This is a genomic window from Halorussus litoreus (genome assembly GCF_003382685.1).
Lineage (GTDB): Archaea > Halobacteriota > Halobacteria > Halobacteriales > Haladaptataceae > Halorussus > Halorussus litoreus.
Genome location: NZ_QLVG01000069.1, coordinates 1 through 23,649 on the forward strand (window position 1 = coordinate 1; position 23,649 = coordinate 23,649).

Sequence of the window (23,649 nt, forward strand, 5' to 3'; positions counted from 1 at the left end):
GGACCGGTCCGGTCGCGACCGGACCGGTCCGGCCCGCCAGCGCAGGGGTCCGGTGACGGCTCGCTCCGACGAAACTGGGCAATCCGCTCCGACACGACTAACTACTCGACGCCGCAACTGTTCGGTATGACCAGCGACGCGCAGGCCGAGGCCGGAACCGTCGAGGGACAGGGGCCGGTCGAGATCTCACAGGAGGTGGCCGACCGGCTCGCGGACAGGCGCGAGGAGCTGTTCGAGAAGTTCGAGATACGCGACGAGTTCCCCGACGCGGTGCTCACCGAGGCCGAGAAGCGCACCGAGGACATCCAGCAGGAGATCGCCGACGAGGTCGACGAGCGCCGCGACCTCCGGGACATGACCACGTGGACCACCGACCCGGTGGACGCCCAAGACTTCGACGACGCGCTGTCTATCGAGGAGCGCGACGACGAGTACGTGCTGTGGGTCCACATCGCGGACGTGACTCACTACGTCAACCCCGAGACCAACATGTGGGAGGAGGCGGTCGAGCGGGCCAACACCGTCTACCTGCCGGCGTACACCATCCACATGCTGCCGCCCATCCTCGCCGAGACGGTCTGCTCGCTGGTGCCCAACGAGGACCGGCTGGCCCACACCGTCGAGATGCACCTCGACAAGGAACACCTCGGCTACGAGGACATCGAGATCTACAAGTCGGTCGTCCGGAGCGACGCCCGACTGACCTACAGCGAGGCCGAGCGCCTGCTCGACGAGCCGGAGACCGCCGAGGACCTGCTCGAAGATCAGGAGGTGGACCTCGCCGAGAAGAACGAACTCGTCTGGAAGCTCGCCGACCGGATGCACGAGCAGCGCAAGGAGGACGGCAGCCTCGTGCTGAACCCCCGGCGGGACCGGGCACACACCATCATCGAGGAGTGCATGCTGAAGGCCAACAAGGCCGTCACGCACCAGTTGATGTGGGACCGGGGCGTCGAGGCGATGTACCGGGTCCACCCACAGCCAAGCCCCGACGAGTGGGGCGAGGCCCTCCAGGAGATCCAGGAGCTCGACGGCGTCTCCATCCCCGGCGAGGCGTGGGACGACCCCCGGAAGGCGGTCAACGCCACGCTCGAAGAGGCCCCGGCGCGACAGCTCGACAAGATCCAGTGGGCCGTGATGAAGGTGATGCCCCGCGCGAAGTACATGAACGACCCGTTCGGCGGCCACCACGCGCTCAACTTCGAGATCTACGGCCACTTCACCAGCCCGATTCGGCGACTCTCCGACCTCATCAACCACTGGATCGTCTACACGAACGACGTGCCCGAGGACCTCGTGGCGCTCTGTGACCGCGCCAGCGACAAGCAGGCCGACGCCGAGGCCTGCGAGCGCGAGTACAAGCAGTACCTCGAAGAGGTCGGCCTCGACCCCTCGGCGGTCAACAACCGCGGCGTCGAAGTCGTCGAGGAGTAGGGTCGCCGCCGTCAGTCGCTCGGCGTTTCGAACTTTTCGCTCGCGAGTAACACTCGGAAACTTTATACGACGTTGTCGGCCTTCATCGTACATGGCGGCCTCTGCCAAGCGGGTTCTCGTCGTGGACGACGAACCGGGCCTCGCCGACGTGGTAGCCGACCACCTCCGTCGCATCGACGGCGGACTGTCGGTCCAAACCGCGACTACCGCGAGCGATGGCCTCGCGCTCGTCCGCGACGGCCCGGCGTTCGGCTGCGTGGTCTCGGACTACAACATGCCAGAGATGAACGGGCTGGAGCTTCTGGAGGCGGTCCGCGAGGAGTACCCCTCGCTCCCGTTCATCCTATACACCGGACGGGGGAGCGAGGAGATCGCCTCCGAGGCCATCTCGGCGGGCGTCACCGACTACGTTCAGAAGGGGTCGGGTCCCGACCACTACGAGGTACTGACCAAGCGCATCCAGAACGCCATCGCCCAGCGCCGGACCGAGGCCGAACTCCGCCGGACCCAGGAGAAGATCGAGGCGCTCCACCAGACCGCGGCGAAGGCGGCCACCTGCTCGGGCCGCACCGAACTCTGTCGGCTCGCGGTCGCCGCCGCGGAGGAGATCCTCGAGTTCGACCTGTGCGACATCAGCCTCCGGGAGGGACCACGGCTGGTCCCCCAGGCCGTCTCCAAGGGCGTCCCCTCCGACGGCTACTACCGGTCGACCCGCATGGACGACGACGACAGCTTCGCGGCGCAGGTGTTCCGCGGCGAGGAGTCGGTCCGCATCGACGACCTCCGCTCGCACGAGGCCGCGCCGGCCGAGCCCAACTACCGCTCGGTGATGACCATCCCGATAGACGACCACGGCGTGTTTCAGGCCGTCTCGCGCGACGTGGAGGGGTTCGACGACCGCGACCAGGAACTCGCGGAACTCCTGCTCGCCCACGTCGGGGCCGCGCTCGACCGGATGGAGTCGGAGGCCCGACTCCGCGAGGAGCGCGACAAGTTCGCCGCGCTGTTCCGCAACATTCCGCAGGCGGTCGCCATCCGCTCACTCGACGGCCAAGAGGCTGTCGCCCACGAGGTCAACCCGGCGTTCGAGGCGGTGTTCGGGTGGGACGCCGACGACCTCGCGGGCCGGTCGGTCGACGACCGCATCGTGCCCGAGGGCGACGAAAGCGAGGCTGCGGCCATAAACGAGCGACTCCGGAACGGCGAGCGCATCTCCGGCAAGGAGGTCCGCCGCGTGACCGAGGACGGTCTGCGGGACTTCCTGCTCCACACGGTCACCACGCCGACCGACGACGCCGCCGGGTTCGTCATCTACACCGACATCACCGACCAGAAGCGCAGGGAGCGCGAACTCCAGCGCCAGAACGAGCGGCTCGACGAGTTCGCGAGCGTCCTCGGCCACGACCTGCGCAACCCTCTCGAAGTCGCGGACGGCAACGCTCGACTGCTCGCCGAGGACTGCGACAGCGACCGGACCGGACCGCTGCTGACCGCGCTGACCAGGATCGAGGAGCGGGTCGACGAGGCGCTCGAACTCGCCGAGCAGGGCCAGACCGTCCGCGAGCCGACCGCGGTATCCGTCCCCTCGGTGGTCGAGGACGCGTGGGAGATGGTCGACACCGACGACGCGACCCTCACCGTCGGCGAACTCCCCGAGGAGATCTCTGGCGACCCCGCTCGACTTCGGCGACTGTTCGAGAACCTGTTCGACAACGCCGTGGAACACGGTTCCACGAGCAATCGGCCGGAGGCCGACGACGCGAGACAACACGGCGGCCCCGCGCTCACCGTGGAAGTCGGCTCGCTCGACTGCGAGCGCGGTGTCTACGTCGCCGACGACGGGCCGGGCGTCGGCGGCGACCACGACCGACTGTTCGAGCGAGGGTACACGGAATCGGAGTCGGGGAGCGGGCTGGGGCTCCGCATCGTCGAGGACGTGGCTCGCGCGCACGGCTGGTCGGTCCGGGCGACCGAGGCCGAGGCGGGCGGGCTGCGCGTCGAGATGGACTTCCAGCGCGTTCAGTCCTGACTACGCAACAATCCCGACTACAGCTCTTTCTCGCGGACGTAGTCGGTGACGGTCTGGCCCTCGAACTCCGACTCACGGGAGCCGACGGTCCGGTAGCCCCGCGCCTCGTAGAACGCGTTGCCGACCTCGTTGTCCGCCAGCACGAGCAGTCGGAGCCGGCCGGCCCCCTCCTCGCGACACCACGACTCGATGCGGTCGAGCAGCGCCGACCCCACGCCCTCCGCCCAGCGGTCAGGGTGGACGTAGATGCGCGGGAGTTCGGCCGCGGTGGAACCGTCGGTCGCGGCGTTCGCACCCCCGTCGCCGAGGACCGCCTGCGCGAAGCCAACGATTCCAGCGTCGGGCGACGATTCGGCGACGAGGAATCGTCCGTCGTCCCGCCGGACCGACCGCGCCAGCCCCTCGGCGTCGTACCAGTCGTCGACGACGGAGTCGACCGTCTCTACGCCGAGAATGTCGTCGTAGGCGGCGTGCCACGACTTGCGGGCGACGCGGCGGACGGCCGACGCGTCCTCGGGGGTCGCGTCGCGGATGGTCGCGTCCATGCGTGGGTCGTGTGCGACCGGCGGTAAGTAGTTTCCGCGAGCGCGGGATTGAGTAGCGCGGAGTGCAAATCACGCACCATGCCCGAGCCCCCCGACCCCGACTCGCGGAACGTCCTCGAACCGGGGTGTTCGCGGTGCCCCGCGCTGGCCGACTCCCGCGAGCGCATCTCGTGGGGCAACGGCTCGCTCGACGCCGACGTGGTGGTCGTGGGGGAAGCGCCGGCATACGGGGATCCCGACGCGGACCGGTGGCGGGGCGGTAACTGGACCGGGATGGCTTACACCTCGCGCCACTCCGGGCGGAAGATCCGCGGGCTGTTCGCCGACGCGGGGTTGGCTCCGGACGAATGCTACTTCACGAACGCGGTGAAGTGCTTCCCGGTAGACGGCGATTCCGACGAAGGGGAATCGTCCAACCGCGAACCCACCGCCACCGAGCGCGCGAACTGCCGGGGTCACCTCCGAGCCGAGATCGAGCAGGTCCGGCCCGCGGTGATCGCGCCGACCGGCAAGCACGCCACGCTGTCGGTGCTGGGCTGCGAGACTCCACCGGAGTCTCGAAACGGCGAGCGGCACGGCCGCGAGCCAGCGGACGCGCTCTCCGGCGGGTTCCTCGACGCGGTTCTCGACCCGGTGGAGTCGGGAGCGTTCGACGCGACTGTCCTACCGCTGTTGCATCCGTCGTACCAGAACGTCTGGCTGCCCCGCATCGGCTACGCCCGGGAGGAGTACGTCGACGCGCTTCGGAAGGCAGTAGCGCGCTCGCGGTGATTGACTCCCCGGCGCTCAGATGAGCCCTTCCTCGTCGGCGAGCAGCAGCGCCTCGATGGTGGCGTCGTTGGCCGGAGCCTCGCGCGCGGCCGCCAGCGCCTCGTCGACCGGCACCGACCGGACCGACAGGAACTCGTTCTCGCCGAGGTCGCGCTCGACCGGGGTGAGCCCCTCCGCGAAGACGATGCCGCGCTCGTGGCGCAGGACGCCGGTGGCGACGTTGAACGACTCTAGCAGGCTCACGCCCGCCGCCTCGAAGCCGGTCTCCTCCCGGAGTTCGCGCGCGCCGGCCGCGGTGAACGACTCGCCGTCTTCTACGATGCCGGCTGGACACTCCAGACACGTTTCGCCGATAACCGGGCGGTACTGCTCGACGAAGACGACCTGCTCGTCCGCGACCGCGAGCACGACCGCGGCGGGCGGGAGGTCGACCCAGTAGTACTCGTTGGTCGAGCCGTCGGGCTGTTCGACGAGGTCGTAGCCCGCGCTGTACCACCGGTTCTCGTACTCGGTGACCGACTCGACGACGCGCCAGTCCTCGCTCATGTCGAGGGCTGTCGGGTCGGACGCGCTAAAGCGTGGCTATCGGGCTCGGAGGCCGACCGCGTTCGGTCCGGACTCGCCTCGGCTACACCGAGAGGGGCAGTTCGACCGTGCTGTCGGAGGCGAAGAGGGCGAACAGCCCGAACAGCCCGAACAGTGCCGGCTCGTTCGTCCAGACACCGAAAACGCCGAGGACGCCCAACACGCCGAGCTTCGACACCTGGATTTCTGTCATATCTGGGAGTTACCGACTGATCCTAAAAAACGTTCGCCGACCCGGCGAACCGGTGACTACACCACATCGTGGTACACCTGCCCGAACGCCTGTCGACGAAGCGCACCGATTGCGGCCTGCTCTTCACTCTCGTAGGTCGCGGCGACGACGGTCTCGCCAAGCGCGTCGTGCCACGCGACGCGCGAGACGTTCTCGTTCCCGCGCTCGACCACCTCGCGGTCGCGGTCGGCCAGCCACGCCTCGTACTCCTCGCGCGTCCCGGTTCGAACCTCCAGCAGCGACGCGAACAGGGCGTCGCGGGCGGTCTCGACCACCTCGCCGGTCACGCGCTCGTCGTACTCGTCGGCGTCGAACGCCATCGCCTTCGCGGTCTCCTTGACGACCGTCTGGGCCGCGGGGCCGACTGCCTCGAATCGCTCGCGGGCGTCGGCCTCGCTCTCGGGTGCGAGAAATCCGTGGGTGTTCATACTCGGGGTTCGGAGTCGGGGGACTACTCGCTTTCGTCCTCTACTCGGGAGTTGCGGGATCCAGTTCGGCCGCCACGATTACAGTAAGCGAATCTTCCGGTGGGGAAACACTCGGTGTCCTGTCCGTTGGTCCACCGAGCGTTCGCGAGTCGTCCGGTCAATCGTCGCTCTCGTCGGAGTTTTCACCGCCACCCGTGCTGGACGCATCGGCTTCGCCCTCGCTCTCACCGGACTCGTCGTCGAGCATCTCGCGGGTCATCTCCTGCGCCTCCTGCAAGATCTCCTGTGCCTCGGCGTCGAGCGCGCCCGCGCCGCGCCCGCGCGCTCCCGACTCGCTCGTGCCTGCACCACCACCGCCGGCCATCGACCCGCGACCGCGACCGTTCGCGCGCTCGACCTCGTCCTCGAACAGGTCGCCGCCGCGGGGTTCGTCGTGGTCGTGGCTGTGGTCCGGCGTCGTGTCTTCGAACACCTGCGGGAAGCCGACCTCCGGCGCGCGCTCGTCGACGCGCTCGGCGAGTTCGGCTTCGCCGTCCTCCTCCCAGCCGGGCGCGTGCTCGTCGAGCCACGCCTCGTGGTCGTCGTCGCCGAGCATCGCCGTGAACGCGAGGTGATTGGCGAGGTGTTCGGCGTCCGGGTGGGGCGTCTCGCAGACCGGGCAGGCGTGTCCCATGCCCGACCGTAGGTCGGCCCGACCGAAAAGCGCCACGCTCGACGCGGGCTGGGGCCCTCGGAACGACTGCCTTCGAGACGGACGCTCGGTCGAGTGCACCACTCTCGGGGGGACTGAAAGGGGCCGGGCGCTGGCGCATCGCTTGGTCGCCGCAGCGACCCCCTCTCCGAGCGGTCACGCGAGCGAAGCGAGTGTGACCTCGGCAGTCGCAGCCGAGGAGCAACGCGACGAGGACCGTCTGCCGGCGAGCGCCAGCGAGCGGGGAGTTGTCGCTGGGCGATTGCGAGCGGGCGGGGGCTTTCGAAAATAAAAACGACCGAAAAGCGGTTTCGTAGAACCCGAGAGCACCGAAACGCAGCATGACTCCTCAAGCGTCGAGGTCGACGACCAGAATCAGGGCGTCCTCGCCGTCGTCGTAGTACCGGGACACGGTGCGGAGGTGCTGAAAGCCGAAGTCGCGGTACAGCGACAGCGCGGGGTCGTTGCTTTCCCGTACCTCCAACTTGACGCTCCGGGCACCCCCGACCGCCAGCACGGCGAGCGCGCGTTCGAGCAGTCGCGCGCCGACGCCCTCGCCGCGGTGGTCGGGATGCACCGCGATGTCCTTGACGTGACCGAACGCCCGGCCGTGGTTCGGGACCAGATCCGCGACCGCGAATCCGACCACGCTCTCGTCGGCCCCCTCGGTACTCTCGGCCGCACCATGACCGCTTTCGTCGAACCGGTAAGCGTCGCCGTCGGTACTGGCGGTATCAACGGTCGCGACCAGAAAGCCCGGTTCGCCGAGATACCGGTCGAACGCGGCGAACGGCCACGGCTGGGAGAACGAGGCGCGCTCGATCCGTAGCACCGCGAGCAGGTCGGCCTGCACCGCCTGCCGTACTCGAACGTTGGTCGAGGGGGCCGCGGGAGTCGTAGTCACTGCGCACGCCTATTCGCCCGGCCCTAATGAGTGTCATGCCCGATGCGGACCCCGAAATTTTTTAGTATCCCCAATCGTAAGGAAGAAACGCACTCTCCGGCCGGAGGTGCAAGCTCCCGAAATCTCCCCACCCACCCCACCTTTTGGGACGACTTTTCCAGCGCTCAGCGCCGCCAGCAGCGACGCTTCGTGCCGTAGGTTCGGAGAGCGGATGGTCTTCCGACGGTCGTCGCTCGCGGGAGGACCGCTGGTACACAGTTACCAAGATGGGATTAGGGTTACAGTGCGCGGACCCCCTCACTACGAGGCCTTCCAGTCCGCTGCCGTCAGTTCGTTCAGCGACGTTCTCAAACGAGTTGTTTTTACGGACACAGCAGTGTAGTCTAAATAGGTAATCTTATGATGGCGGACGTCTCCACGTACAGGTATACGGTGTACCCTTACGCTCGTATCCTACGTGACTTTTCCACCGACCGTAGGACTGTTACTCGGTTCGTGGTCCAACTCGAATACGGATTCGATGGGGAGTTCTACTGGCCCGAGCGCTGCGACGAGTGGCGACAGGTCGCCCGTTTCGATCACAACCCGGAGAGTTCGGATGGCCACGACGTCCGAGAGGAGGGGTTTCATCTCGACGTGTACCGAGCCGACGGCACGTACGAGCGAGCCTGGGATTTTCCGCACGTCCCCGTCAACGAGGCGTCGCGCTGGTGTGAGGAGTACTTGAGAGAGAATCTCGACTTCCTGCTCGAACGATTCGAAACGTTACAGGGTATCGACGACGATTACTGGGCGGTTACGCATCGTCGATGACGTCCCAGTCCTGCTCACTTGCGTCGGGGATGGGAAACTCCTCGAAGTCCGGTTCGAATTCGTCGACCGGCCGTCCGGTTCGTTCGCTCAGTTCCTCGGCGGCCGTGTTATCGTCCCGTCGTTTGAGTGCCATCGTTGGTTCCAGTTTGCTTCATTCGTACCTTGTTGTACAGCACCTAAAAACTTGATGCTGACTCGATTCCACCACCGAACCTACGCGAGCCGTCGAGGAGTCCTTGGGCCGCTGGTATCCCTGCTGGAAGGTAAAGATTCGCGAAACTGCACCGCTGACGGCAATGCGAAAAACGGGAGAACGGTCAGTTAATCAGTCGTCCGCGGGCGTCGCGCCGGAGCTACCGCCCTGGGCCTGCTTCTTCGTGTGCGGAAGCTTGCCGCCGTCCGCGAGGATCTCGCGCTCGCGCTCGGAGGCGTCGAGGTGCGCGGTGGCCTCCCAGTCGTCGTTCACGCGGACCGTGAACTCTTCCTGACCGGACCGGACCGCCTCGGCCACGTCGTCGACGATCTCGATGTCGTCGCCCTGCTCGATCTTCTCGTAGGTCTCCTCGTCGATGGTCAGCGGGATGAGGCCGAAGTTGAACAGGTTCGCCTTGTGGATGCGGGCGAAGCTCTGTGCGAGGACGCCCTCCACGCCGAGGTACATCGGGCAGAGCGCGGCGTGCTCGCGCGAACTCCCCTGACCGTAGTTCTCGCCGGCCACGAGGAATCCGCCGTCGGATTCGAGCGCGCGCTCCGGGAACGTGTCGTCGACCCGGGTGAGCGTGAACTTCGAGTACTCCGGGATGTTCGACCGGAACTTCAGCGCGTCGGCGTTCGCGGGCGTGATGTGGTCGGTCGTGATGTTGTCGCCCATCTTCAGCAGGTTCGGCCCCTGCAGGTGCGAGTCGAGCTCGTCCTTCAGCGGGACCTCGCTGATGTTCGGGCCCTTGATGAGTTCGTCGTCGGGCGCGTTCTCGGGGGAGATGAGGTCGGCCTTGCTACCCGTGTACTCGTCGGGCAGCTCGAAGCCGGGGTCCTCCAGGTCGCCGAGGTCGTCGGCGAGGTCGCGCGGGTCGACGATCTCGCCCTTGATCGCGGCGGCGGTGGCGACCTCCGGCGAGCAGAGGTAAACGCTGTCGTCCTCGATGCCCGAGCGACCCTCGAAGTTGCGGTTGAACGTCCGCAGCGAGACGGAGTCGCTGGCCGGCACGTGACCGATGCCGATGCAGGCACCGCAGGTCGCCTCGGAGAAGTTGACGCCAGCGGCCATCATCTCGGAGACCCAGCCCTGGCGGGCCAGCATCTCGGATGCCTGTTTCGAGCCGGGTGCGACGATCATGTCGGTCGTCTTGTTGGTCTCACGGCCCTCCAGCATCTTCGCTGCCGGGAGGATGTCCTCGTACGCGCCGTTGGTACAGGAGCCGATCATGACCTGATCGACCTCGGTGCCCGCGGCCTCGCGGACCGGGACGACCTTGTCCGGCATCGACGGCTCGGCGATGAGCGGCTCGATTTCCGAGAGGTCGATGGTGATCTGGTCGTCGTAGTCGGCGTCGTCGTCGGGCTGGAACTTCTCGTACTCCTCGCTGCGGCCGAGGCGCTCGAGGTAGTCCTTCGTGTTCTCGTCGGTCGGGAAGATCGACGAGGTCGCACCGAGTTCGGTGCCCATGTTGGTGATGGTCGTCCGCTCGGGGACCGAGAGGCTCTCGACGCCCGGACCGGTGTACTCGAAGATCTTGCCTACGCCGCCCTTCACGCTGAGGCGTCGGAGCATCTCGAGGATGACGTCCTTCGCGGTCGCCCAATCGGGGAGTTCCCCTTCGAGCCGGACGTTGACGACTTCGGGCACCTCGAAGTAGTACGGACCGCCGCCCATCGCGACGGCCACGTCGAGGCCGCCGGAACCGATGGCGAGTTCGCCCATGCCGCCGGGGGTCGGCGTGTGGGAGTCGCTCCCGAGCATCGTCTTGCCGGGCGCGGCGAAGTTCTCCTTATGAACGTTGTGACAGATACCGTTGCCGGGTCGGGAGAAGTGGGCGCCGAAGGTGCCCGCGGCCGACCGCAGGAAGCGGTGGTCGTCGGTGTTCTTGAAGTCGAACTGGTAGGTCTGGTGGTCGCAGTACTGCGCTGCGAGTTCGGTCTGGACTTCGTCGAGGTCCAGCGCTTCGAACTGGAGCCAGACGAGCGTCCCTGTCGTGTCCTGCGCGAGGACCTGATCGATCTCGATACCGATCTCCTCGCCGGTCTCGAGTTCGCCCTCGACGAGGTGGTCCTCCAGGATTTTTTCCGTTAGCGTCTGTCCCATATCGTCCGAATATCGACCCTCCACGCGTATAAATCCCGCGTGTTTCGGTTTCACTGATCGGTGGTAAATCCGGCCGCCCTGCGGCAAAAATTGAGCAAACCGATGGACAGTATCACGGTCGGAGTCGACTTCACGGTCCGTACCGGTTCCGCCACGGCCACCGACTCCGTCAAGGCTATATCCTTCGGCCGGAAGCCCCACGACATGTTCGAGAGTGGTTCGTTCGTCGCCGAGCACATTACCGAAACCGACCCCGAGCAGGTCCAGCCAAACGGCGTGGACCTCACGCTCGCCGCGGTCTACGAGCAGGTCGAACCCGGTCGCATCGGGAGCGACGGCAAGGAGATCGGCGAGCGCGAGAAGGTGGCGACAGAACAGCGTAGCGAAGACGCACCCGAAACCTACAGCCTGAGCCCCGGCGGCTACGTCGTCCAGTACGCCGAGACGGTCGCGATTCCCGAGAACCACGTCGGGTTCATCTACCCCCGGTCGTCGCTCATGCGCAACTCTTGCATGCTGAACACCGCGGTCTGGGACGCCGGCTACGAGGGGAAGGGTGAAGGGCTGCTGGAGGTCCACCACGAAGTCGAACTGGAGCGAGGAGCCCGAATCGCCCAACTCGTCCTCGCGGAGGCCGACCACGACGGGACGTACGCCGGGTCGTATCAGGGCGAGAACGTCGCACTCGACGAGTTCTAAATCTCCGGAAGGCCGCGATAAGGGCGGGTTGCGGGCGGTCGCGATGTCGAGGACCTGAACTTTTTATACGATTAGGAGGAAGGATTGCACATCAGGAGATTTCACAGATGACGAACTCATCGGACCACAGCGAGGCAGTTCAGGAGTACATCGACATAGAGTTAGAGAGCTCGTTCGAGTTCGAGGAACGCCTGAGTCCGGACGAGGACGACCCGCTGTTCGACGAGGGTCGCATAGTCATAGACGACTCAGAGTAACGACTCTCCAAAAAATGTCCGTACGCAATCGACGACCAGCCGCAGCGCTGGAGGGTCATTCGGAAGCAGAACTCAGTCCCTGTACGCAAGGACCCGTGAACTTCGCATTCGGAAAAGAAGCACTCTTGGCGGTCTACACCACCTTGCGTCCGAAGCGACACCCGGTCGTGGATTACGTGTTCCAAGAGGCTAAACGGCGAAATGCAGGGATATTCACGACATCGCACGTCCTCGCCGAAGTGATGGGGTCGGTCAGAAGCAAACAGGATTCATACGCAACGAATCGCTTCTGGGACGCAGTCGTGGATTCTCAGATTTACGTTCTTCACGGAGCCAGACCGTGGCAAAGACCAAATGATGGACCACCTGAGCGGGAAGTTGCCAGCAGTGTCAAGAATCTCTATCACCGGTGGGAGTCAATTGACTTCAAGTTTCACGAAGGAACCCTCGTTCTTGACGCAGTCAGGCTGAACAAAGAACGTGAAGCAGAGGAGACCTACGTCGTCTCGCTCGACGGCGACCTCACCAACCTCGCGTGGAACGAGAACGTCAATGTCCTGCCGCCGAAGACGCCACACCGCTCGGACGACATCGAGTGAAGCCGTTCCTCCCTCGACCGCTCCGCTACCCCAGATCGAACATCTCGGCGGCCTGCTCCATGTCTTTGTCGCCGCGCCCGCTCAGGTTCACCAAGATCACGTCCTCCTCGTCCATGTCCGCCGCGAGGTCCTTCGCGAGCGCGAGCCCATGACTGGATTCGAGCGCAGGGATGATGCCTTCCAGTTCCGAGAGGGTACGGAACGCCTCCAGCGCGGCGTCGTCCTCGACCGGCCGGTAATCACACCGGCCGACGGCCCGGAACATCGCGTGCTCGGGGCCGACCGCAGGGTAGTCCAGCCCCGCCGAGACGGAGTGGACCTCCGTGTCGTCGTCGAGCACGCGGGTCTTCATCCCGTGTTTGACGCCCGCCGCGCCCTCCGAGAGCGGCGCGGCGTGCTTGCCCGACCCCTCGCCCTCGCCGCCGCCCTCAGCGCCGTAGAAGGCTACGTCGTCGTCGCGGAACGCGTGGAACAGGCCGATGGCGTTCGACCCGCCGCCGACGCAGGCGACCGCGGCGTCCGGCAGTTGGCCGGCCTGCTCCTGGATCTGGTCGCGGGCTTCGCGGCCGATGACCGACTGGAACTCCCGGACCATCCGCGGGAACGGGTCCGGGCCGACCGCGGAGCCGACGAGGTAGTGGGTGTCCGCGACGTTCCTAGCGAGGTCCTCCAGCGCGGCGTCGACCGCGTCGGCGAGGCCGGCCCCGCCGCGGGTGACCTCGTTGACCTCCGCGCCCATGAGCCGCATCCGGAACACGTTCATCTTCTGGCGCTCGACGTCCTTCTTGCCCATGTAGATCTCGGTGTCGAGGCCGAGCATCGCACCGACCATCGCGGTCGCGACGCCGTGTTGGCCCGCGCCGGTCTCGGCGATGAGTCGGGTCTTGCCGGCCTCCTCGGCCAGCAGCGCCTGCCCGAGGCAGTTGTTGATCTTGTGCGCGCCGCCGTGGAGCAGGTCCTCGCGCTTGAGGTAGATCTGCGCGCCGTACGCCTCGGAGAGTCGCTCGGCGTGGAACAGCGGGGTAGGTCGTCCGGCGAACGACCGCAGAGTTCGCTGGAACCGGTCGCGGAACCGGTCGGTGTCGTGGATCTCGTCGAACGCCTGCGCGAGTTCGTCGAGTGGTTCTTCGAGCGGGTCGGGAACGTGGCGACCGCCGAAGTCGCCGAATCGGGCATCGTCTCGTGACATAGCTCTCACTGTGCGTTCCGCGTACAAATGCATAACTGTGGTTATTAGTGCACGTAATTGGAGTCGGACGTGGTCGTCGTGACTCGATTCGTCGCCGGTAATACGTCCCCGTTCGACACCAGACCGACGACGATTCGATTTTCAACCGGTGCGTTCCGGACGACAAGCGGAGCTTACGCGAGTACAAACGGGGCCTGACCGGGACAGTCCACCGTTCCGCAGGGTGGAACGTTCGTGAACTGACCTGAACGGACGACTGGGTTATCCGGGCGCGTAGTCAATCGTCCGACAGTAGACTCACCGACGGCGGACGGTCCGCCGGGGGAACGGGAGAACTACGCTCAAATGACCGCAAACGAGACAGGGGCGACCGCCGAATCAGCCGCAGAGACCGTCGCGGAGTTCTGTGACGACCGCGAACTCGTCGTGGTATCGAATCGCCAACCGTACAGCCACTACTGCGAGGGCGGGGAGGGTAACCGCGAGAGCGGGGAGGTCAGAGTCGACCGTCCCGCGGGCGGCCTCACGGCTGCGCTCGACCCGGTGATGCAGCGCGTCGAGGGAACGTGGGTCGCGTGGGGCGACGGCGACGCCGATCGCGAGGTCGTCGGCCCGGACGACGCGGTGACGGTCCCGCCGGAGGACCCGTCGTACGACCTCCGGCGGGTGTGGCTCGACGACGAGCAGGTCGAGGGCTACTACCGCGGGTACAGCAATCAGGTGCTGTGGCCGCTGTGTCATCTCGACACCGCGAAGGTCGACGCCCGTGAGTCGTTCTGGAACGAGTACCGCGAGACCAACGACGACTTCGCCGAGGCCGTGATCGAATCGACGACGGACGAGCCCGTGGTCTGGTTCCAGGACTACCACCTCGCGCTGGCTCCGCGGCGAGTCAGAGACGAGCGCCCGAACGCCTTCCTCGCGCACTTCTGGCACGTGCCCTGGCCGTCGTGGGACGTGTTCCAGGCCGCTCCGCAGTACGAACAGCTGCTCGACGGCCTGCTCGCCAACGACCTCGTGGGCTTTCACACCGACCAGTACTGCCGGAACTTCCTCGATTGCGTCGAAGCCGCGACCGACGCCCGCGTGGACCGGGGCAGCCGGAGCGTCTCGTACCGGGGCAAGCGGACCTTCGTGCAGTCGTTCCCGCTCGGCATCGACGCCAGCAGGCAGGCCGAACTCGCCGAGAGCGACGCCGCCGACGAGTGGTGGGGCGAGTTCAGTGCTGCGCACGGACTCGCCGGCTCCGGGACCGCGCTCGCCGTGGGCGTCGAGCGCCTCGATTACACCAAGGGCATCGAGGAGCGCCTCGCCGCGCTCGAACGGCTCTGGGAGACGTACCCCGAGCGGCGCGGCGACCTGACCTACGTCCAGAAAGGCACCGAGAGTCGGTCGGGCATCGACGCCTACGACGACCTGCAAGACCGCGTGGACGGCGAGATCGAGCGCATCAACGACCGGTTCGGCACCGACGACTGGACGCCGATCGTCTCGCTGACCGACCACCTGCCCGAGGCGGGCATCGCGGCGCTCCTCCGGGAGGCCGACGTCGGCCTCGTCACGCCGGTCCAGGACGGGATGAACCTCGTCGCCAAGGAGTTCGTCGCGGCCCAGACCCGCGACCCGGGCGTGCTCGTCCTGAGCGAACTCGCGGGTGCGAGCGAGCAGTTGGGCGACGGCGCGACGCTGATCCACCCGCGGGACGCCGCCGGTGTCGCCGACGCCATCGACGAGTCGCTGTCGCTGTCGCGGCGCGAGCGCCAGCAGCGCATCGCCGACCTCCAGCGCGCGGTCCACGCCGAGGACGTGTTCGCGTGGCTCGAATCCACCTTCGAGACCGCCGCGGCCATCGAGCGCGGCCGGCGCTCCATCCGCGACCCGCGTGCCCCGCAGCCGACCGACGACTGAGGGCGATTCCACGACCGAGGACGACGCCATGACCGAGGAGGATTCCACGACCGAAGCAGACGCCGACCCGGAACTCCCGGAGCCGCTCCGCGAGCACCTCTACGCAGTCGTCTCGGCGCTCGTGGGTCACGACGGCCTGCTGGTCGCGCTCGACTTCGACGGCACGTTGGCCGCCATCGCGGACACGCCCGGCGCGGCCGCGATCCCAGACGCGACGCGCGAGGCCATCGAGGCGTTGGCCGCCGAGCCGAACGTCGAGGTCGCCGTCGTCAGCGGCCGGGAACTCTCGGACCTGCGCGACAGGGTCGGAATCCCCGGGCTCTCGTACGCCGGGAACCACGGCTTCGAGATCCACACCGACGAGTACGTCCTCCATCCGGAGGCCCGCGCCGCCGAGGAGACCATCGCCAAGATACGCGACCGGCTGGTCGGAGATCTCGCCGACGTAGAGGGAGCCACTGTCGAGGACAAGGGCGTGACGCTCACGGTCCACCACCGGCTCGTCGACGAACCGGACGTACCCGCGGTCGTCGACGCCGTGGAGTCGGTGGTCGCCGAGCGCGAGGACGTGCGCCTGACCACCGGCAAGGACGTGCTCGAAATCCGGCCGGACGTCGAGTGGGACAAGGGCGAGGCGGTCCGCCAACTGGAGGCCGAACTCGTTCCCGAGAGTGAGGACTGGCTCCCCGCGTACGTCGGCGACGACACGACCGACGAGGCGGCGTTCGCCGTGCTGGCCGACCACGGGCTCGCGGTGAAGGTCGGCGACGACCCGGACACCGTGGCTCGGTACCGGGTCGCCGACCCCGAGGCGGTCCGCGCGGTCCTCGACTGGCTGGGGAGCTACGGCACGTCGTTTCTTGCGGCCGAGGACTCCGATTTTCCCGTCTAGCGGCCGTGAGCCGCCAGATAAGGGATTCTCAGTGTGTCGGTTCCCGTACGTAACGCCGCGTTGAACTCGCCTCGACGGCCCCGAACGATGTGAACGGTCGGACCGGTTTATTCGCCGATTCGGTCAACCTTCCCACGCAACGATGGCTTCTCACGACCGCGACACCGACGACGAGCGAGGACAGACGGGTGCCGAACCCGGGGATGGCACCTACCGGAACGGCGGACGGGAACGAAACGACGAACGGAAACGAAACGGCGGGGCGGGTCACGGCGGCCAACCGCCACGCCGGTACGGTGCACGAGCGCGACCGCCCGAACAGGAGTCGAGCGAGCAGCCAGCAGAAACGGGGCGCGGCGGACAGCCGACAGAGACGGGGCGCGGCGGACAGCCGACAGAGACGGGGCGCGGCGGACAGCCGACAGAGACGGGGCGCGGCGGGCAGCCGACAGAGACGGGGGCGGGGAGCCGGTCAACCGGACCTGAGTCGCACCGGTACGACTCGCGACAGTCCGAACCCGAAACCCGCCGCCCGGCCGACCGCCAGCCGCAGGACCCTCGGGCCGGTCGGCAATCCCCGCCAGAGCAGTTCTCCGGAGGGTCGAGTTCGAGTCCCGACGAGAGTCGCCCGGCTGGAACCGAGCGCGAACCAAAACGGACTCAGCCGCCGCGACAGCCGACCGGCCCGTCCGAACCGGCAGGCCGCGGCGAGCGCGGGGCGGGCCGACGAGAAGGCGAATCGGCGAGTCGCGACGACCGCTCCGGGATGGCGGACGGAGAGTCGTCCGAGGTGCGGAAGTACCGCGGCCGACGCGACCGGAACTGGACGCGCAAGCGGCGGACGCCGGAGCGCGAGCGCGACGTGCGCGAGCACGAGCGACGACTCGACAGGCAACGCGACCGCCAGCGGGACTTCCAGCGCGAGAAGGGCGGCGGCAAGTATCGGCGGAAGTAGGTCGGCGCACGGGTGCCGGTCGCGGCGCGACCGGCACCCGCGCGCCGACCGCAGTAGCGGGGTTCGGAAAAATTAGCGCTCGGTGGTCGGTCCCAGGGGAGTCGTCGGCGGCCCGACGACTGATTCGGTCGCCGACAGTTCGACGACCGAATCAGTCGTCGTCCGTCTCGGTTCGCGCGGTCCGCTGGGCGGCGCGCTCGATGAACTCCTCGGGGAGTTCGTCGATCTCGCCAGCCTGCACGCCCCAGAGGTGGGCGTAGAGGCCGTCCTCGCCAAGGAGTTCGTCGTGAGTCCCGCGCTCGACGATCTCGCCGCCCTCCAGCACCACGATTTGGTCGGCGTCTTTGATGGTAGAGAGCCGGTGGGCGATGGCGAACGTGGTACGGTCGACCGTGAGGTCGTCGAGCGACCGCTGGATGAGCATCTCCGTCTCGGTGTCCACGTCGCTGGTCGCCTCGTCGAGCACGAGGATGTCGGGGTCTTTCAGCACCGCGCGGGCGATGGAGATGCGCTGGCGCTGACCGCCCGAGAGCTTGACGCCGCGCTCGCCGACCTCCGTGTCGTAGCCGTCCGGCAGGTTCGTGATGAACTCGTGGGCCTCGGCGGCCTTCGCGGCCTCGACGACCTCCTCGTCGGTCACGTCGAACGTGCCGTAGGCGATGTTCTCCCGGACCGTCCCGAAGAACATGAACGTGTCCTGGCTCACGTAGCCGATGGACTGGCGGAGGCTCTGGAGGCTCGTCTCTCGGAGGTCAGTGCCGTCGATGCGGATGGCACCCTCGTCGACGTCGTACATCCGCAGCAGCAGCTTCAGCACGGTGGACTTGCCCGCGCCGGTGGGGCCGACCAGCGCGAGGGTGTCGCCGCCGTCGACCTCGAAGCTGACGTCCTCGACGATGGTCTCCTCCTCGTCATAGCCGAAGGTCACGTCGTCGTACTCCACGTCGCCGTCGTCGACCACGAGTTCCTCGGCGTCCGGGTCCTCGGTGATGCGGCTCGGCTCGTCCATCAGCCCGAAGATTCGGGAACTGGAGGCGTACGCACGCTGGTACATGTTGATGATGGAGCCGAACTGCGCCATCGGCCAGATGAACCGCTGGGTGAACAGGATGAAGGTGACGAACTCGCCGGATCTGAGGGTGCCAGTGAAGAACCACGGTCCTTCGCCATTGAACACCCACAGGCCGCCGATGATGAACGTCAGCGCGAAACCGAGCCCCGAGAGTATCTGCAAGGAGGGGAAGAACTTGATGCGGGTGACGATAGCACCCCAGTTTGCTCCGAAGTACTCGTTAGACACGTCCTCGACGCGGTCCGATTCGTACGACTCCGTGTTGCTCGTCTTGATGACCTGAATGCCACCGAGATTGTTCTCCAGTCGGGAGTTGACTTGCCCGACCGTCGAGCGAACGTCGGCGTACTTCGGCTGGATGATCTGAATGAATTTGTAGGTGAAGATAGCGATGAGCGGCACCGGAACCATCGCGACGAGTGCAAGCTGCCAGTTGATGGCGAAGAGGAAGGCTGCGATGGCGAATACCATCACGCCCAGCCGGAACGCCGAGTTCATCCCGTCGTTGAGGAACCGTTCGAGGCGGTTCACGTCGTTCGAGAGGATGGACATCATCTCGCCGGTCTGCTTGTCGGCGAAGAAGTCCATGTTGAGCCGCTGCATCTTGTCGTACGTGTCGGTCCGGATGGCGTGCTGTATGTTCTGGGCGAACGAGTTCCAGCCCCAGTTGCGCGCCCAGTGGAACGCCGCGCCGAAGCCGAACGCGGCCGCGATAACTCCGACGGAGAACCAGAACTGGCCGGTCCGTCCCGCCGGTATGATAGCGGCCACCATGTTGCTCGACACGAGCGGCAGCGAACCCCCCATCGCGTCTGCGTACGGTATCTGGTTCGACTGATCGCCGAACAGCGAGTCGATAGCGACACCGAGAATCACCGGTGGAAGCAGATTTAGCACTCTCGCGAAGACGCTCGCCACTACGCCAGTTGCGAACGCCAGCGTGTTGTCACTTCCATATTCGAGGAACAGCCGTTTCATCGGGTTCTCGGCCTGCTCCCGTTGTTCCTCGAACGGGTCGTCGTCGTCCTCTATATAGCTCATTGTCTCTGGTGATAGGTTCGGCCGTTGAAAAACTTTCCTTCGAATCGAAACACTCTGTCAGCGAATATACCCGTTCATCGTGGATTTCGAAGTGACGTAAACTCGGACCTTATGATTGGCGGTGCATTGTGGAGGAGTCGCAAGGGGGAAGAACCGACGCGGAGAAGTCGTCGCGCAACGCTCGCAAGGAGTCCGACTCGCTACAGCGACCGTGCCTCGACCTCGGGGTCGACCCCGGAATCGGCCAGATCCTGCCGAATGCGGTCGCGGAGGGGTTCGGGTACCGTGTCGCGGCCGACGGGGACCGCAGTCTCCCCATCGTCTTTCACCTTCCAGTAGAGCACGCAGTTGCTCGGCGCGTAGTACTCGATGCTGTAGTGGTCGTCCGCACCCTGATAGTGGACGCGAGCGGCGAACCCCTCGGCCCGCCAGCCGTCCTGCTCGGCCAGTGCGTCGACGCGTTCGTCCATGGTGGACGGTGTTCGGCGGCCGTGGTGAGCGTTACGGAAGTCGACCGAGAAGGTAACAGTTATTTCCGGCGAGCGGATTTGGTCGAACACAGGGTCTGTGGTCTAGTTGGTTATGACGCGGCCTTTACAAGGCTGAGGTCGGTGGTTCGAATCCGCCCGGACCCATCCTGCGACGAACGACGGTGAGGAGCGGATGGTCTCGGCAGATTCGAGCCCTGCCAGACGCGCAGTGAAACGAGCACGTCTTGCTCCGGTTCGAATCCGCCCGGACCCACTTCTGACGGCGCAACGCGACGAGCGGAGCGGGGAATGCGAAACAGCTGTAGACCCGTTCTGTTTCCACTGTAAATCAATTCGAGTTTGTGGCTACGCTCGTTAACAGACAGGAGCCGGAGATGGAACATCGGTTTCTCACGGGGCGAAATCTTTAGTACGCGTGTTACGCTGTTCGAAGCGTATGGCAAATCTTGTCACGAACGTCCGGAGCGTCGTCGAGGACCACCCCGACGAGGTAGCGGTCTCGTTCCGCGGTCGGGAGACGACCTACGCCGAGTTCTGGGCGCGAGTCGGGCAGTTCGCGGCGGGGCTGGCCGATCGCGGACTCGGGGAGGGCAACCGGGTCGGGGTGTATCTGCCGAACCTACCGCAGTTCGTCACGGCGTTCCACGGCACGCTCCGGGCGGGCGGCGTCGTCGTACCGATGAACCCCCAGTACAAGTCCCGGGAGATACGCCACCTGCTCTCGGACAGCGGTGCCGAGGTGGTCGTCACCCTGTCGGACCTCGTGCCGTTCGTCGAGGAGGTCCGCGAGGACACCGCCGTCGAGCACGTCGTCACCGTGAGCGAGGGGGCCGACGCGGGCACCGACTTCGGCGCGTTCCTGAGCGAGGCCGATTCCGAATTCGAAGTCGTCGAGAGAGCCGACGACGACGTCGCGGTCCAGCCGTACACCAGCGGGACCACGGGCCAGCCGAAGGGCGTCCAGCTCACCCACCGCAACCTCGCGTCGAACGCCGAGGTGGCCGCCGGGCTGGTGCCAGACAGCATCCGGACCGACGACAAGCAGCTCGGCGTCCTCCCGCTGTTCCACATCTACGGGATGACCGTGGTGATGAACTCGACGCTGTTCAACGGTGGGGCGTACTACCCACTGCCGGAGTGGGACGCCCAGGAGGCCGTCTCGCTCGTCGAGGGCGAGCAGCTCACCATCATGCACGGCGTGCCCGCGATGTACAACGACGTCATCAACCAGCCCGACGCCGAGTCGTTCGACCTGTCGTCGCTCAGGCTCGCGGGCGTGGGTGGGTCGGGCATCCCAATCGAGGTGCTCCGGCGGTTCGAGGAGCTATTCGACGTGAAGATCTACGAGGGGTACGGCCTCACCGAGACCAGCCCCGTGACCCACTTCAACTCGCCCGAGGCGGGCCGCCGGGTCGGGAGCATCGGCAAGCCACTACCGGACGTCGACGCGAAGATCGTCGACGCGGACTTCGAGGAGCGCCCGCGAGTCGAGGAAGGCCCTCTCGACGAAGAAAGCGTTGCGACTTCGTCGCAACGAAACGGAGGCGGCGAAGCCGCCGAAGTGGCCGACCTCGACGAGATCACGGGCGAACTCGTCGTCGCGGGGCCGAACGTGATGAAGGGCTACGCGGGGCTGCCGGACGCGAACGCCGAGGCGTTCACCGAGCGCGACGGGACGCGCTGGTTCCACACGGGCGACATCGGCTACTGGGACGAGGACGACTTCTTCTACGTGGTCGACCGGATGAAACACACCATCAACACCGGCGGGTACAACGTCTACCCGCGCGAGGTCGAAGAGCTGTTGTTCGAGCACGAGGCCGTGGCGGACGTCGCCGTGGTCGGGATTCCGGACGAGCGCCGCGGCGAGACGGTCAAGGCGTTCGTGATGCCGGTTCCCGACGCGGACGTGACGGCCGACGAGCTGCGGCAGTTCTGTCTGGACAACCTCGCGGAGTACAAGCATCCCCGCGAGGTCGAGTTCGTCGAGGAACTGCCCCGGACGACGACCGGGAAGGTCCAGAAGTTCGAGTTGCAGGAGCGCGACCAGAAATCGGAGGGCGCGGAATAGCTCGAAGAGGAGTAGCTCGAAGGGGAATCCTCTTCACGCGGTCGCAAAAATGGAGTGACATGACCGACGCGAGCGAATCGCCCGACCGGGAGTTCAAGGACCGCGACATCGCCATCCTCCGGGAACTCACCCGGGACCCCCAGCTGTCTTCCCGCGACCTCACCGACATTCTCGCCGACGAGTACGACATCGACGTCTCGCACGTCACCGTCAGCGAGTCCGTCCGCGAGATGCGCGCGGAGGGCGTGTTCCGCGAGGCCATCATCCCCAACGAGGAGTACTACATCTTCGGGCTGTTCGAGTTCAAGTTCGACGCCGCCAACTTCGAGGACGGGTGGCGCGACGCGATGGCGGCCATCCGCGACGACCCCCACACCCTCTTTTACTTCCTCTCGGACGGCGAGTACCAGTGGAAGACCGTGATGATGTTCCCCGACCGCGAGTCCGAGTCGCGCTGGATTCACGAGTTCTACAAGGACCACGGCGACCTGGTCGCCAACATCCGGAATTCGGCGGTTCACAACGTGCTCAAGTTCGGCACCGACCCCGAGATATTCGCGGGGCTGAACGGCGAGGAGTAGGCAGTTCCCGCGCCGAAACGGCAGTCCGAAGCTACAGCGGTTCCTCACCCTCGACGATCCGCTTCGCGCGCTCGGCGAGCGCCGGCACCCGATCTTCCATCGTCGGATAGAGCGGGTCGTCGCTGTTACCCTCCAGATACCGCCGGTAGAACATCTCGCCGAGCGCGGCCAGCTTGTACACCGCGAGCGCCCGGTAGAACCGGTCGTGGTCGTACTCGATGCCGGTCGCCTCCTCGTACCGGTCGACCAGCTCCCGCCGGGTCGGATACCCCTCGCGCTCCATGAACGTCGCGGTGAGTTCGGGCGTGGCGGGGTCGGGGTCGCCCGGGTCGCGCCAGTACGACAGCAGCCAGCCCAGATCGGCCAGCGGGTCGCCGAGCGTCGCCATCTCCCAGTCGAGCACCGCGGCGAGGTCCGGCGGCGTGCCGGGCGCGAACAGCACGTTGTCGAGCTTGTAGTCGCCGTGGACCAGCGCGTGCTCGTGGTCGGGCGGGCAGTTTGCGGCCAGCCAGTCGCCCACCTCGCGGAGCTGTGGAACCGTGCGCTCGTCGGCGGTGCGCTCGAACGCCCAGCCCAGTTGCGTCGTCCAGCGCTCGACCTGTCGCTCGGTGTACCCCTCGGGGCGACCGAACTCGCCGAGTCCGACCGCGTCGGAGTCGACTCCGTGGACGGCCGCGAGGGTGTCGACCAACTCCTCGCCGACGCGCTGGCGGGCCTCGGGCGTCTCGAACCGTTCGGGCTCGGCGCTCCGGAGCACGTCGCCCGCGACCCGCTCCATCACGTAGAAGTCGCTGCCGAGAATGGAGTGGTCCTCGCAGTCCAGCACCGTGGTCGGAACCGGCACGTCGGTCGGCTGGAGCGCGTCCATCACGCGGTACTCCCGGAGCACGTCGTGGGCCGTCTCGGCGGTCTCGCCCGGCGGCGGACGGCGGACGACGAGTTCGCGGTCGCCCCAGTCCACGAACAGCGTCTCGTTCGAGTGGCCCTCGCCGTGATGGTGGACCGCGAACCGGTCGGCGCTCCCCAGTCGCTCGGTGAGGTACGCCCGGAGCGCGTCCTCGTCGACGAGTCGGTCGAGGTAGTCTGCGTCGTCGGTCGTGGCTTCGCTGTCGTCGGTCATGGTGTCACTCGGCTCCGGGCGTTCGCGGGCGGGCGGCGCG

General features: G+C 66.5%; 24 protein-coding genes and 1 tRNA gene. 13 read left to right on the forward strand and 12 right to left on the reverse strand.

Translation table 11 applies throughout. The features are described from left to right. The first annotated feature begins 126 nt into the window (after positions 1–126). Both DPQ64_RS17095 and DPQ64_RS17100 read left to right on the forward strand, forming a co-directional pair. On the forward strand, positions 127–1,434 hold the full coding sequence (locus DPQ64_RS17095) for a ribonuclease catalytic domain-containing protein (protein WP_115865536.1): 1,308 nt from the start codon (positions 127–129) through the stop codon (positions 1,432–1,434). Positions 1,435–1,525: 91 nt separating this feature from the next. Continuing rightward, positions 1,526–3,463, forward strand: coding sequence for a hybrid sensor histidine kinase/response regulator (locus DPQ64_RS17100; RefSeq protein ID WP_115865518.1), 1,938 nt, complete (start codon positions 1,526–1,528; stop codon positions 3,461–3,463). A gap of 17 nt (positions 3,464–3,480) precedes the next feature. Here the strand turns inward: DPQ64_RS17100 and DPQ64_RS17105 are convergent, their stop codons facing one another. Continuing rightward, positions 3,481–4,008, reverse strand: coding sequence for a GNAT family N-acetyltransferase (locus tag DPQ64_RS17105; protein ID WP_115865519.1), 528 nt, complete (start codon positions 4,006–4,008; stop codon positions 3,481–3,483). A 78-nt stretch (positions 4,009–4,086) separates the two neighbouring features. Between DPQ64_RS17105 and DPQ64_RS17110 the strand changes: the two genes are divergently transcribed. Next, on the forward strand, positions 4,087–4,779 hold the full coding sequence (locus DPQ64_RS17110; RefSeq protein WP_115865520.1) for a uracil-DNA glycosylase: 693 nt from the start codon (positions 4,087–4,089) through the stop codon (positions 4,777–4,779). 15 nt (positions 4,780–4,794) lie between these two features. On the opposite strand, the gene DPQ64_RS17115 is transcribed toward DPQ64_RS17110, so the two are convergent. From DPQ64_RS17115 to DPQ64_RS17130, 5 genes are all read right to left on the reverse strand, one after another. After that, positions 4,795–5,325 (reverse strand): NUDIX hydrolase, encoded by a 531-nt coding sequence (locus DPQ64_RS17115; protein WP_115865521.1) that lies wholly within the window; start codon positions 5,323–5,325, stop codon positions 4,795–4,797. A gap of 82 nt (positions 5,326–5,407) precedes the next feature. Further along, the gene (locus DPQ64_RS18975) at positions 5,408–5,557 is read right to left on the reverse strand and encodes a hypothetical protein (RefSeq protein WP_157971765.1); all 150 of its coding nucleotides are present in this window, start codon (positions 5,555–5,557) and stop codon (positions 5,408–5,410) included. Between the two features lie 56 nt (positions 5,558–5,613). Further along, positions 5,614–6,024 (reverse strand): DUF5809 family protein, encoded by a 411-nt coding sequence (locus DPQ64_RS17120; protein ID WP_115865522.1) that lies wholly within the window; start codon positions 6,022–6,024, stop codon positions 5,614–5,616. A 157-nt stretch (positions 6,025–6,181) separates the two neighbouring features. Beyond that, positions 6,182–6,697, reverse strand: coding sequence for a DUF5810 domain-containing protein (locus DPQ64_RS17125; protein ID WP_115865523.1), 516 nt, complete (start codon positions 6,695–6,697; stop codon positions 6,182–6,184). A gap of 367 nt (positions 6,698–7,064) precedes the next feature. Beyond that, a complete protein-coding gene (locus tag DPQ64_RS17130; RefSeq protein WP_115865524.1) occupies positions 7,065–7,619 on the reverse strand; it encodes a GNAT family N-acetyltransferase in 555 nt (184 codons plus the stop codon). Positions 7,620–8,021: 402 nt separating this feature from the next. Here DPQ64_RS17130 and DPQ64_RS17135 point away from each other — a divergent pair, with 402 nt between their 5' ends. Then, entirely contained in the window at positions 8,022–8,432 is a 411-nt protein-coding gene (locus DPQ64_RS17135) for a DUF7718 family protein (protein WP_449272266.1), read from the forward strand. On the opposite strand, the gene DPQ64_RS18980 is transcribed toward DPQ64_RS17135, so the two are convergent. Together DPQ64_RS18980 and DPQ64_RS17140 are read right to left on the reverse strand one after the other, a co-directional pair. Next, positions 8,416–8,565 carry a hypothetical protein gene (locus tag DPQ64_RS18980; RefSeq protein ID WP_157971766.1) on the reverse strand — a complete coding sequence of 50 codons (150 nt, stop codon included), beginning with the start codon at positions 8,563–8,565 and terminating at the stop codon, positions 8,416–8,418. The genes DPQ64_RS17135 and DPQ64_RS18980 overlap by 17 nt on opposite strands. Positions 8,566–8,757: 192 nt before the next feature. Further along, complete coding sequence (locus DPQ64_RS17140; RefSeq protein WP_115865526.1) at positions 8,758–10,734, reverse strand: aconitate hydratase; 1,977 nt, start codon at positions 10,732–10,734, stop codon at positions 8,758–8,760. 204 nt (positions 10,735–10,938) lie between these two features. On the opposite strand from DPQ64_RS17140, the gene DPQ64_RS17145 reads away from it, so the two are divergent. From DPQ64_RS17145 to DPQ64_RS17150, 3 genes are all read left to right on the forward strand, one after another. Next, positions 10,939–11,433 (forward strand): deoxyuridine 5'-triphosphate nucleotidohydrolase, encoded by a 495-nt coding sequence (locus DPQ64_RS17145; RefSeq protein ID WP_115865537.1) that lies wholly within the window; start codon positions 10,939–10,941, stop codon positions 11,431–11,433. A gap of 107 nt (positions 11,434–11,540) precedes the next feature. Further along, entirely contained in the window at positions 11,541–11,690 is a 150-nt protein-coding gene (locus DPQ64_RS18985; protein ID WP_157971767.1) for a hypothetical protein, read from the forward strand. Positions 11,691–11,785: 95 nt separating this feature from the next. Then, on the forward strand, positions 11,786–12,289 hold the full coding sequence (locus DPQ64_RS17150; protein WP_157971768.1) for a hypothetical protein: 504 nt from the start codon (positions 11,786–11,788) through the stop codon (positions 12,287–12,289). Positions 12,290–12,314: 25 nt separating this feature from the next. Here the strand turns inward: DPQ64_RS17150 and trpB are convergent, their stop codons facing one another. Then, the gene (gene trpB / locus DPQ64_RS17155; protein WP_115865528.1) at positions 12,315–13,478 is read right to left on the reverse strand and encodes a tryptophan synthase subunit beta; all 1,164 of its coding nucleotides are present in this window, start codon (positions 13,476–13,478) and stop codon (positions 12,315–12,317) included. A gap of 345 nt (positions 13,479–13,823) precedes the next feature. Between trpB and DPQ64_RS17160 the strand changes: the two genes are divergently transcribed. The 3 genes from DPQ64_RS17160 (at position 13,824) to DPQ64_RS19685 (ending at position 17,233) form a co-directional block, all read left to right on the forward strand. Then, on the forward strand, positions 13,824–15,386 hold the full coding sequence (locus DPQ64_RS17160) for an alpha,alpha-trehalose-phosphate synthase (UDP-forming) (RefSeq protein WP_115865529.1): 1,563 nt from the start codon (positions 13,824–13,826) through the stop codon (positions 15,384–15,386). Positions 15,387–15,414: 28 nt separating this feature from the next. Next, positions 15,415–16,278: a trehalose-phosphatase gene (gene otsB / locus DPQ64_RS17165; protein ID WP_115865538.1), complete on the forward strand. Its 864-nt coding sequence runs from the start codon at positions 15,415–15,417 to the stop codon at positions 16,276–16,278. A 142-nt stretch (positions 16,279–16,420) separates the two neighbouring features. Beyond that, positions 16,421–17,233 (forward strand): hypothetical protein, encoded by an 813-nt coding sequence (locus DPQ64_RS19685; protein ID WP_232820619.1) that lies wholly within the window; start codon positions 16,421–16,423, stop codon positions 17,231–17,233. 151 nt (positions 17,234–17,384) lie between these two features. Here the strand turns inward: DPQ64_RS19685 and DPQ64_RS17175 are convergent, their stop codons facing one another. After that, positions 17,385–19,346: an ABC transporter ATP-binding protein gene (locus DPQ64_RS17175; RefSeq protein WP_115865531.1), complete on the reverse strand. Its 1,962-nt coding sequence runs from the start codon at positions 19,344–19,346 to the stop codon at positions 17,385–17,387. 200 nt (positions 19,347–19,546) lie between these two features. Beyond that, positions 19,547–19,816 carry a DUF7538 family protein gene (locus tag DPQ64_RS17180; RefSeq protein ID WP_115865532.1) on the reverse strand — a complete coding sequence of 90 codons (270 nt, stop codon included), beginning with the start codon at positions 19,814–19,816 and terminating at the stop codon, positions 19,547–19,549. Between the two features lie 91 nt (positions 19,817–19,907). Here DPQ64_RS17180 and DPQ64_RS17185 point away from each other — a divergent pair. The 3 genes from DPQ64_RS17185 (at position 19,908) to DPQ64_RS17195 (ending at position 22,489) form a co-directional block, all read left to right on the forward strand. Continuing rightward, positions 19,908–19,981: transfer RNA gene (locus DPQ64_RS17185), tRNA-Val, on the forward strand. Between the two features lie 292 nt (positions 19,982–20,273). Beyond that, positions 20,274–21,908 (forward strand): long-chain-fatty-acid--CoA ligase, encoded by a 1,635-nt coding sequence (locus DPQ64_RS17190; protein WP_115865533.1) that lies wholly within the window; start codon positions 20,274–20,276, stop codon positions 21,906–21,908. Positions 21,909–21,967: 59 nt separating this feature from the next. After that, the gene (locus DPQ64_RS17195) at positions 21,968–22,489 is read left to right on the forward strand and encodes an Lrp/AsnC family transcriptional regulator (protein ID WP_115865534.1); all 522 of its coding nucleotides are present in this window, start codon (positions 21,968–21,970) and stop codon (positions 22,487–22,489) included. Positions 22,490–22,520: 31 nt separating this feature from the next. On the opposite strand, the gene DPQ64_RS17200 is transcribed toward DPQ64_RS17195, so the two are convergent. Next, entirely contained in the window at positions 22,521–23,609 is a 1,089-nt protein-coding gene (locus tag DPQ64_RS17200) for a phosphotransferase family protein (RefSeq protein ID WP_115865535.1), read from the reverse strand. Between the last annotated feature and the right edge of the window lie 40 nt (positions 23,610–23,649).

Coding starts and splice junctions, on each gene's coding strand:
- DPQ64_RS17125 (WP_115865523.1), bottom strand. CDS start 6,697: ATGGGACACGCCTGCCCGGTCTGCGAGACGCCCCACCCGGACGCCGAA.
- DPQ64_RS17145 (WP_115865537.1), top strand. CDS start 10,939: ATGTTCGAGAGTGGTTCGTTCGTCGCCGAGCACATTACCGAAACCGAC.
- DPQ64_RS17175 (WP_115865531.1), bottom strand. CDS start 19,346: ATGAGCTATATAGAGGACGACGACGACCCGTTCGAGGAACAACGGGAG.
- DPQ64_RS18985 (WP_157971767.1), top strand. CDS start 11,541: ATGACGAACTCATCGGACCACAGCGAGGCAGTTCAGGAGTACATCGAC.
- DPQ64_RS17160 (WP_115865529.1), top strand. CDS start 13,824: ATGACCGCAAACGAGACAGGGGCGACCGCCGAATCAGCCGCAGAGACC.
- DPQ64_RS17135 (WP_449272266.1), top strand. CDS start 8,022: ATGGCGGACGTCTCCACGTACAGGTATACGGTGTACCCTTACGCTCGT.
- otsB (WP_115865538.1), top strand. CDS start 15,415: ATGACCGAGGAGGATTCCACGACCGAAGCAGACGCCGACCCGGAACTC.
- DPQ64_RS19685 (WP_232820619.1), top strand. CDS start 16,421: ATGGCTTCTCACGACCGCGACACCGACGACGAGCGAGGACAGACGGGT.
- trpB (WP_115865528.1), bottom strand. CDS start 13,478: ATGTCACGAGACGATGCCCGATTCGGCGACTTCGGCGGTCGCCACGTT.
- DPQ64_RS17140 (WP_115865526.1), bottom strand. CDS start 10,734: ATGGGACAGACGCTAACGGAAAAAATCCTGGAGGACCACCTCGTCGAG.
- DPQ64_RS18980 (WP_157971766.1), bottom strand. CDS start 8,565: ATGGCACTCAAACGACGGGACGATAACACGGCCGCCGAGGAACTGAGC.
- DPQ64_RS17110 (WP_115865520.1), top strand. CDS start 4,087: ATGCCCGAGCCCCCCGACCCCGACTCGCGGAACGTCCTCGAACCGGGG.
- DPQ64_RS17120 (WP_115865522.1), bottom strand. CDS start 6,024: ATGAACACCCACGGATTTCTCGCACCCGAGAGCGAGGCCGACGCCCGC.
- DPQ64_RS18975 (WP_157971765.1), bottom strand. CDS start 5,557: ATGACAGAAATCCAGGTGTCGAAGCTCGGCGTGTTGGGCGTCCTCGGC.
- DPQ64_RS17190 (WP_115865533.1), top strand. CDS start 20,274: ATGGCAAATCTTGTCACGAACGTCCGGAGCGTCGTCGAGGACCACCCC.
- DPQ64_RS17115 (WP_115865521.1), bottom strand. CDS start 5,325: ATGAGCGAGGACTGGCGCGTCGTCGAGTCGGTCACCGAGTACGAGAAC.
- DPQ64_RS17195 (WP_115865534.1), top strand. CDS start 21,968: ATGACCGACGCGAGCGAATCGCCCGACCGGGAGTTCAAGGACCGCGAC.
- DPQ64_RS17105 (WP_115865519.1), bottom strand. CDS start 4,008: ATGGACGCGACCATCCGCGACGCGACCCCCGAGGACGCGTCGGCCGTC.
- DPQ64_RS17180 (WP_115865532.1), bottom strand. CDS start 19,816: ATGGACGAACGCGTCGACGCACTGGCCGAGCAGGACGGCTGGCGGGCC.
- DPQ64_RS17200 (WP_115865535.1), bottom strand. CDS start 23,609: ATGACCGACGACAGCGAAGCCACGACCGACGACGCAGACTACCTCGAC.
- DPQ64_RS17100 (WP_115865518.1), top strand. CDS start 1,526: ATGGCGGCCTCTGCCAAGCGGGTTCTCGTCGTGGACGACGAACCGGGC.
- DPQ64_RS17095 (WP_115865536.1), top strand. CDS start 127: ATGACCAGCGACGCGCAGGCCGAGGCCGGAACCGTCGAGGGACAGGGG.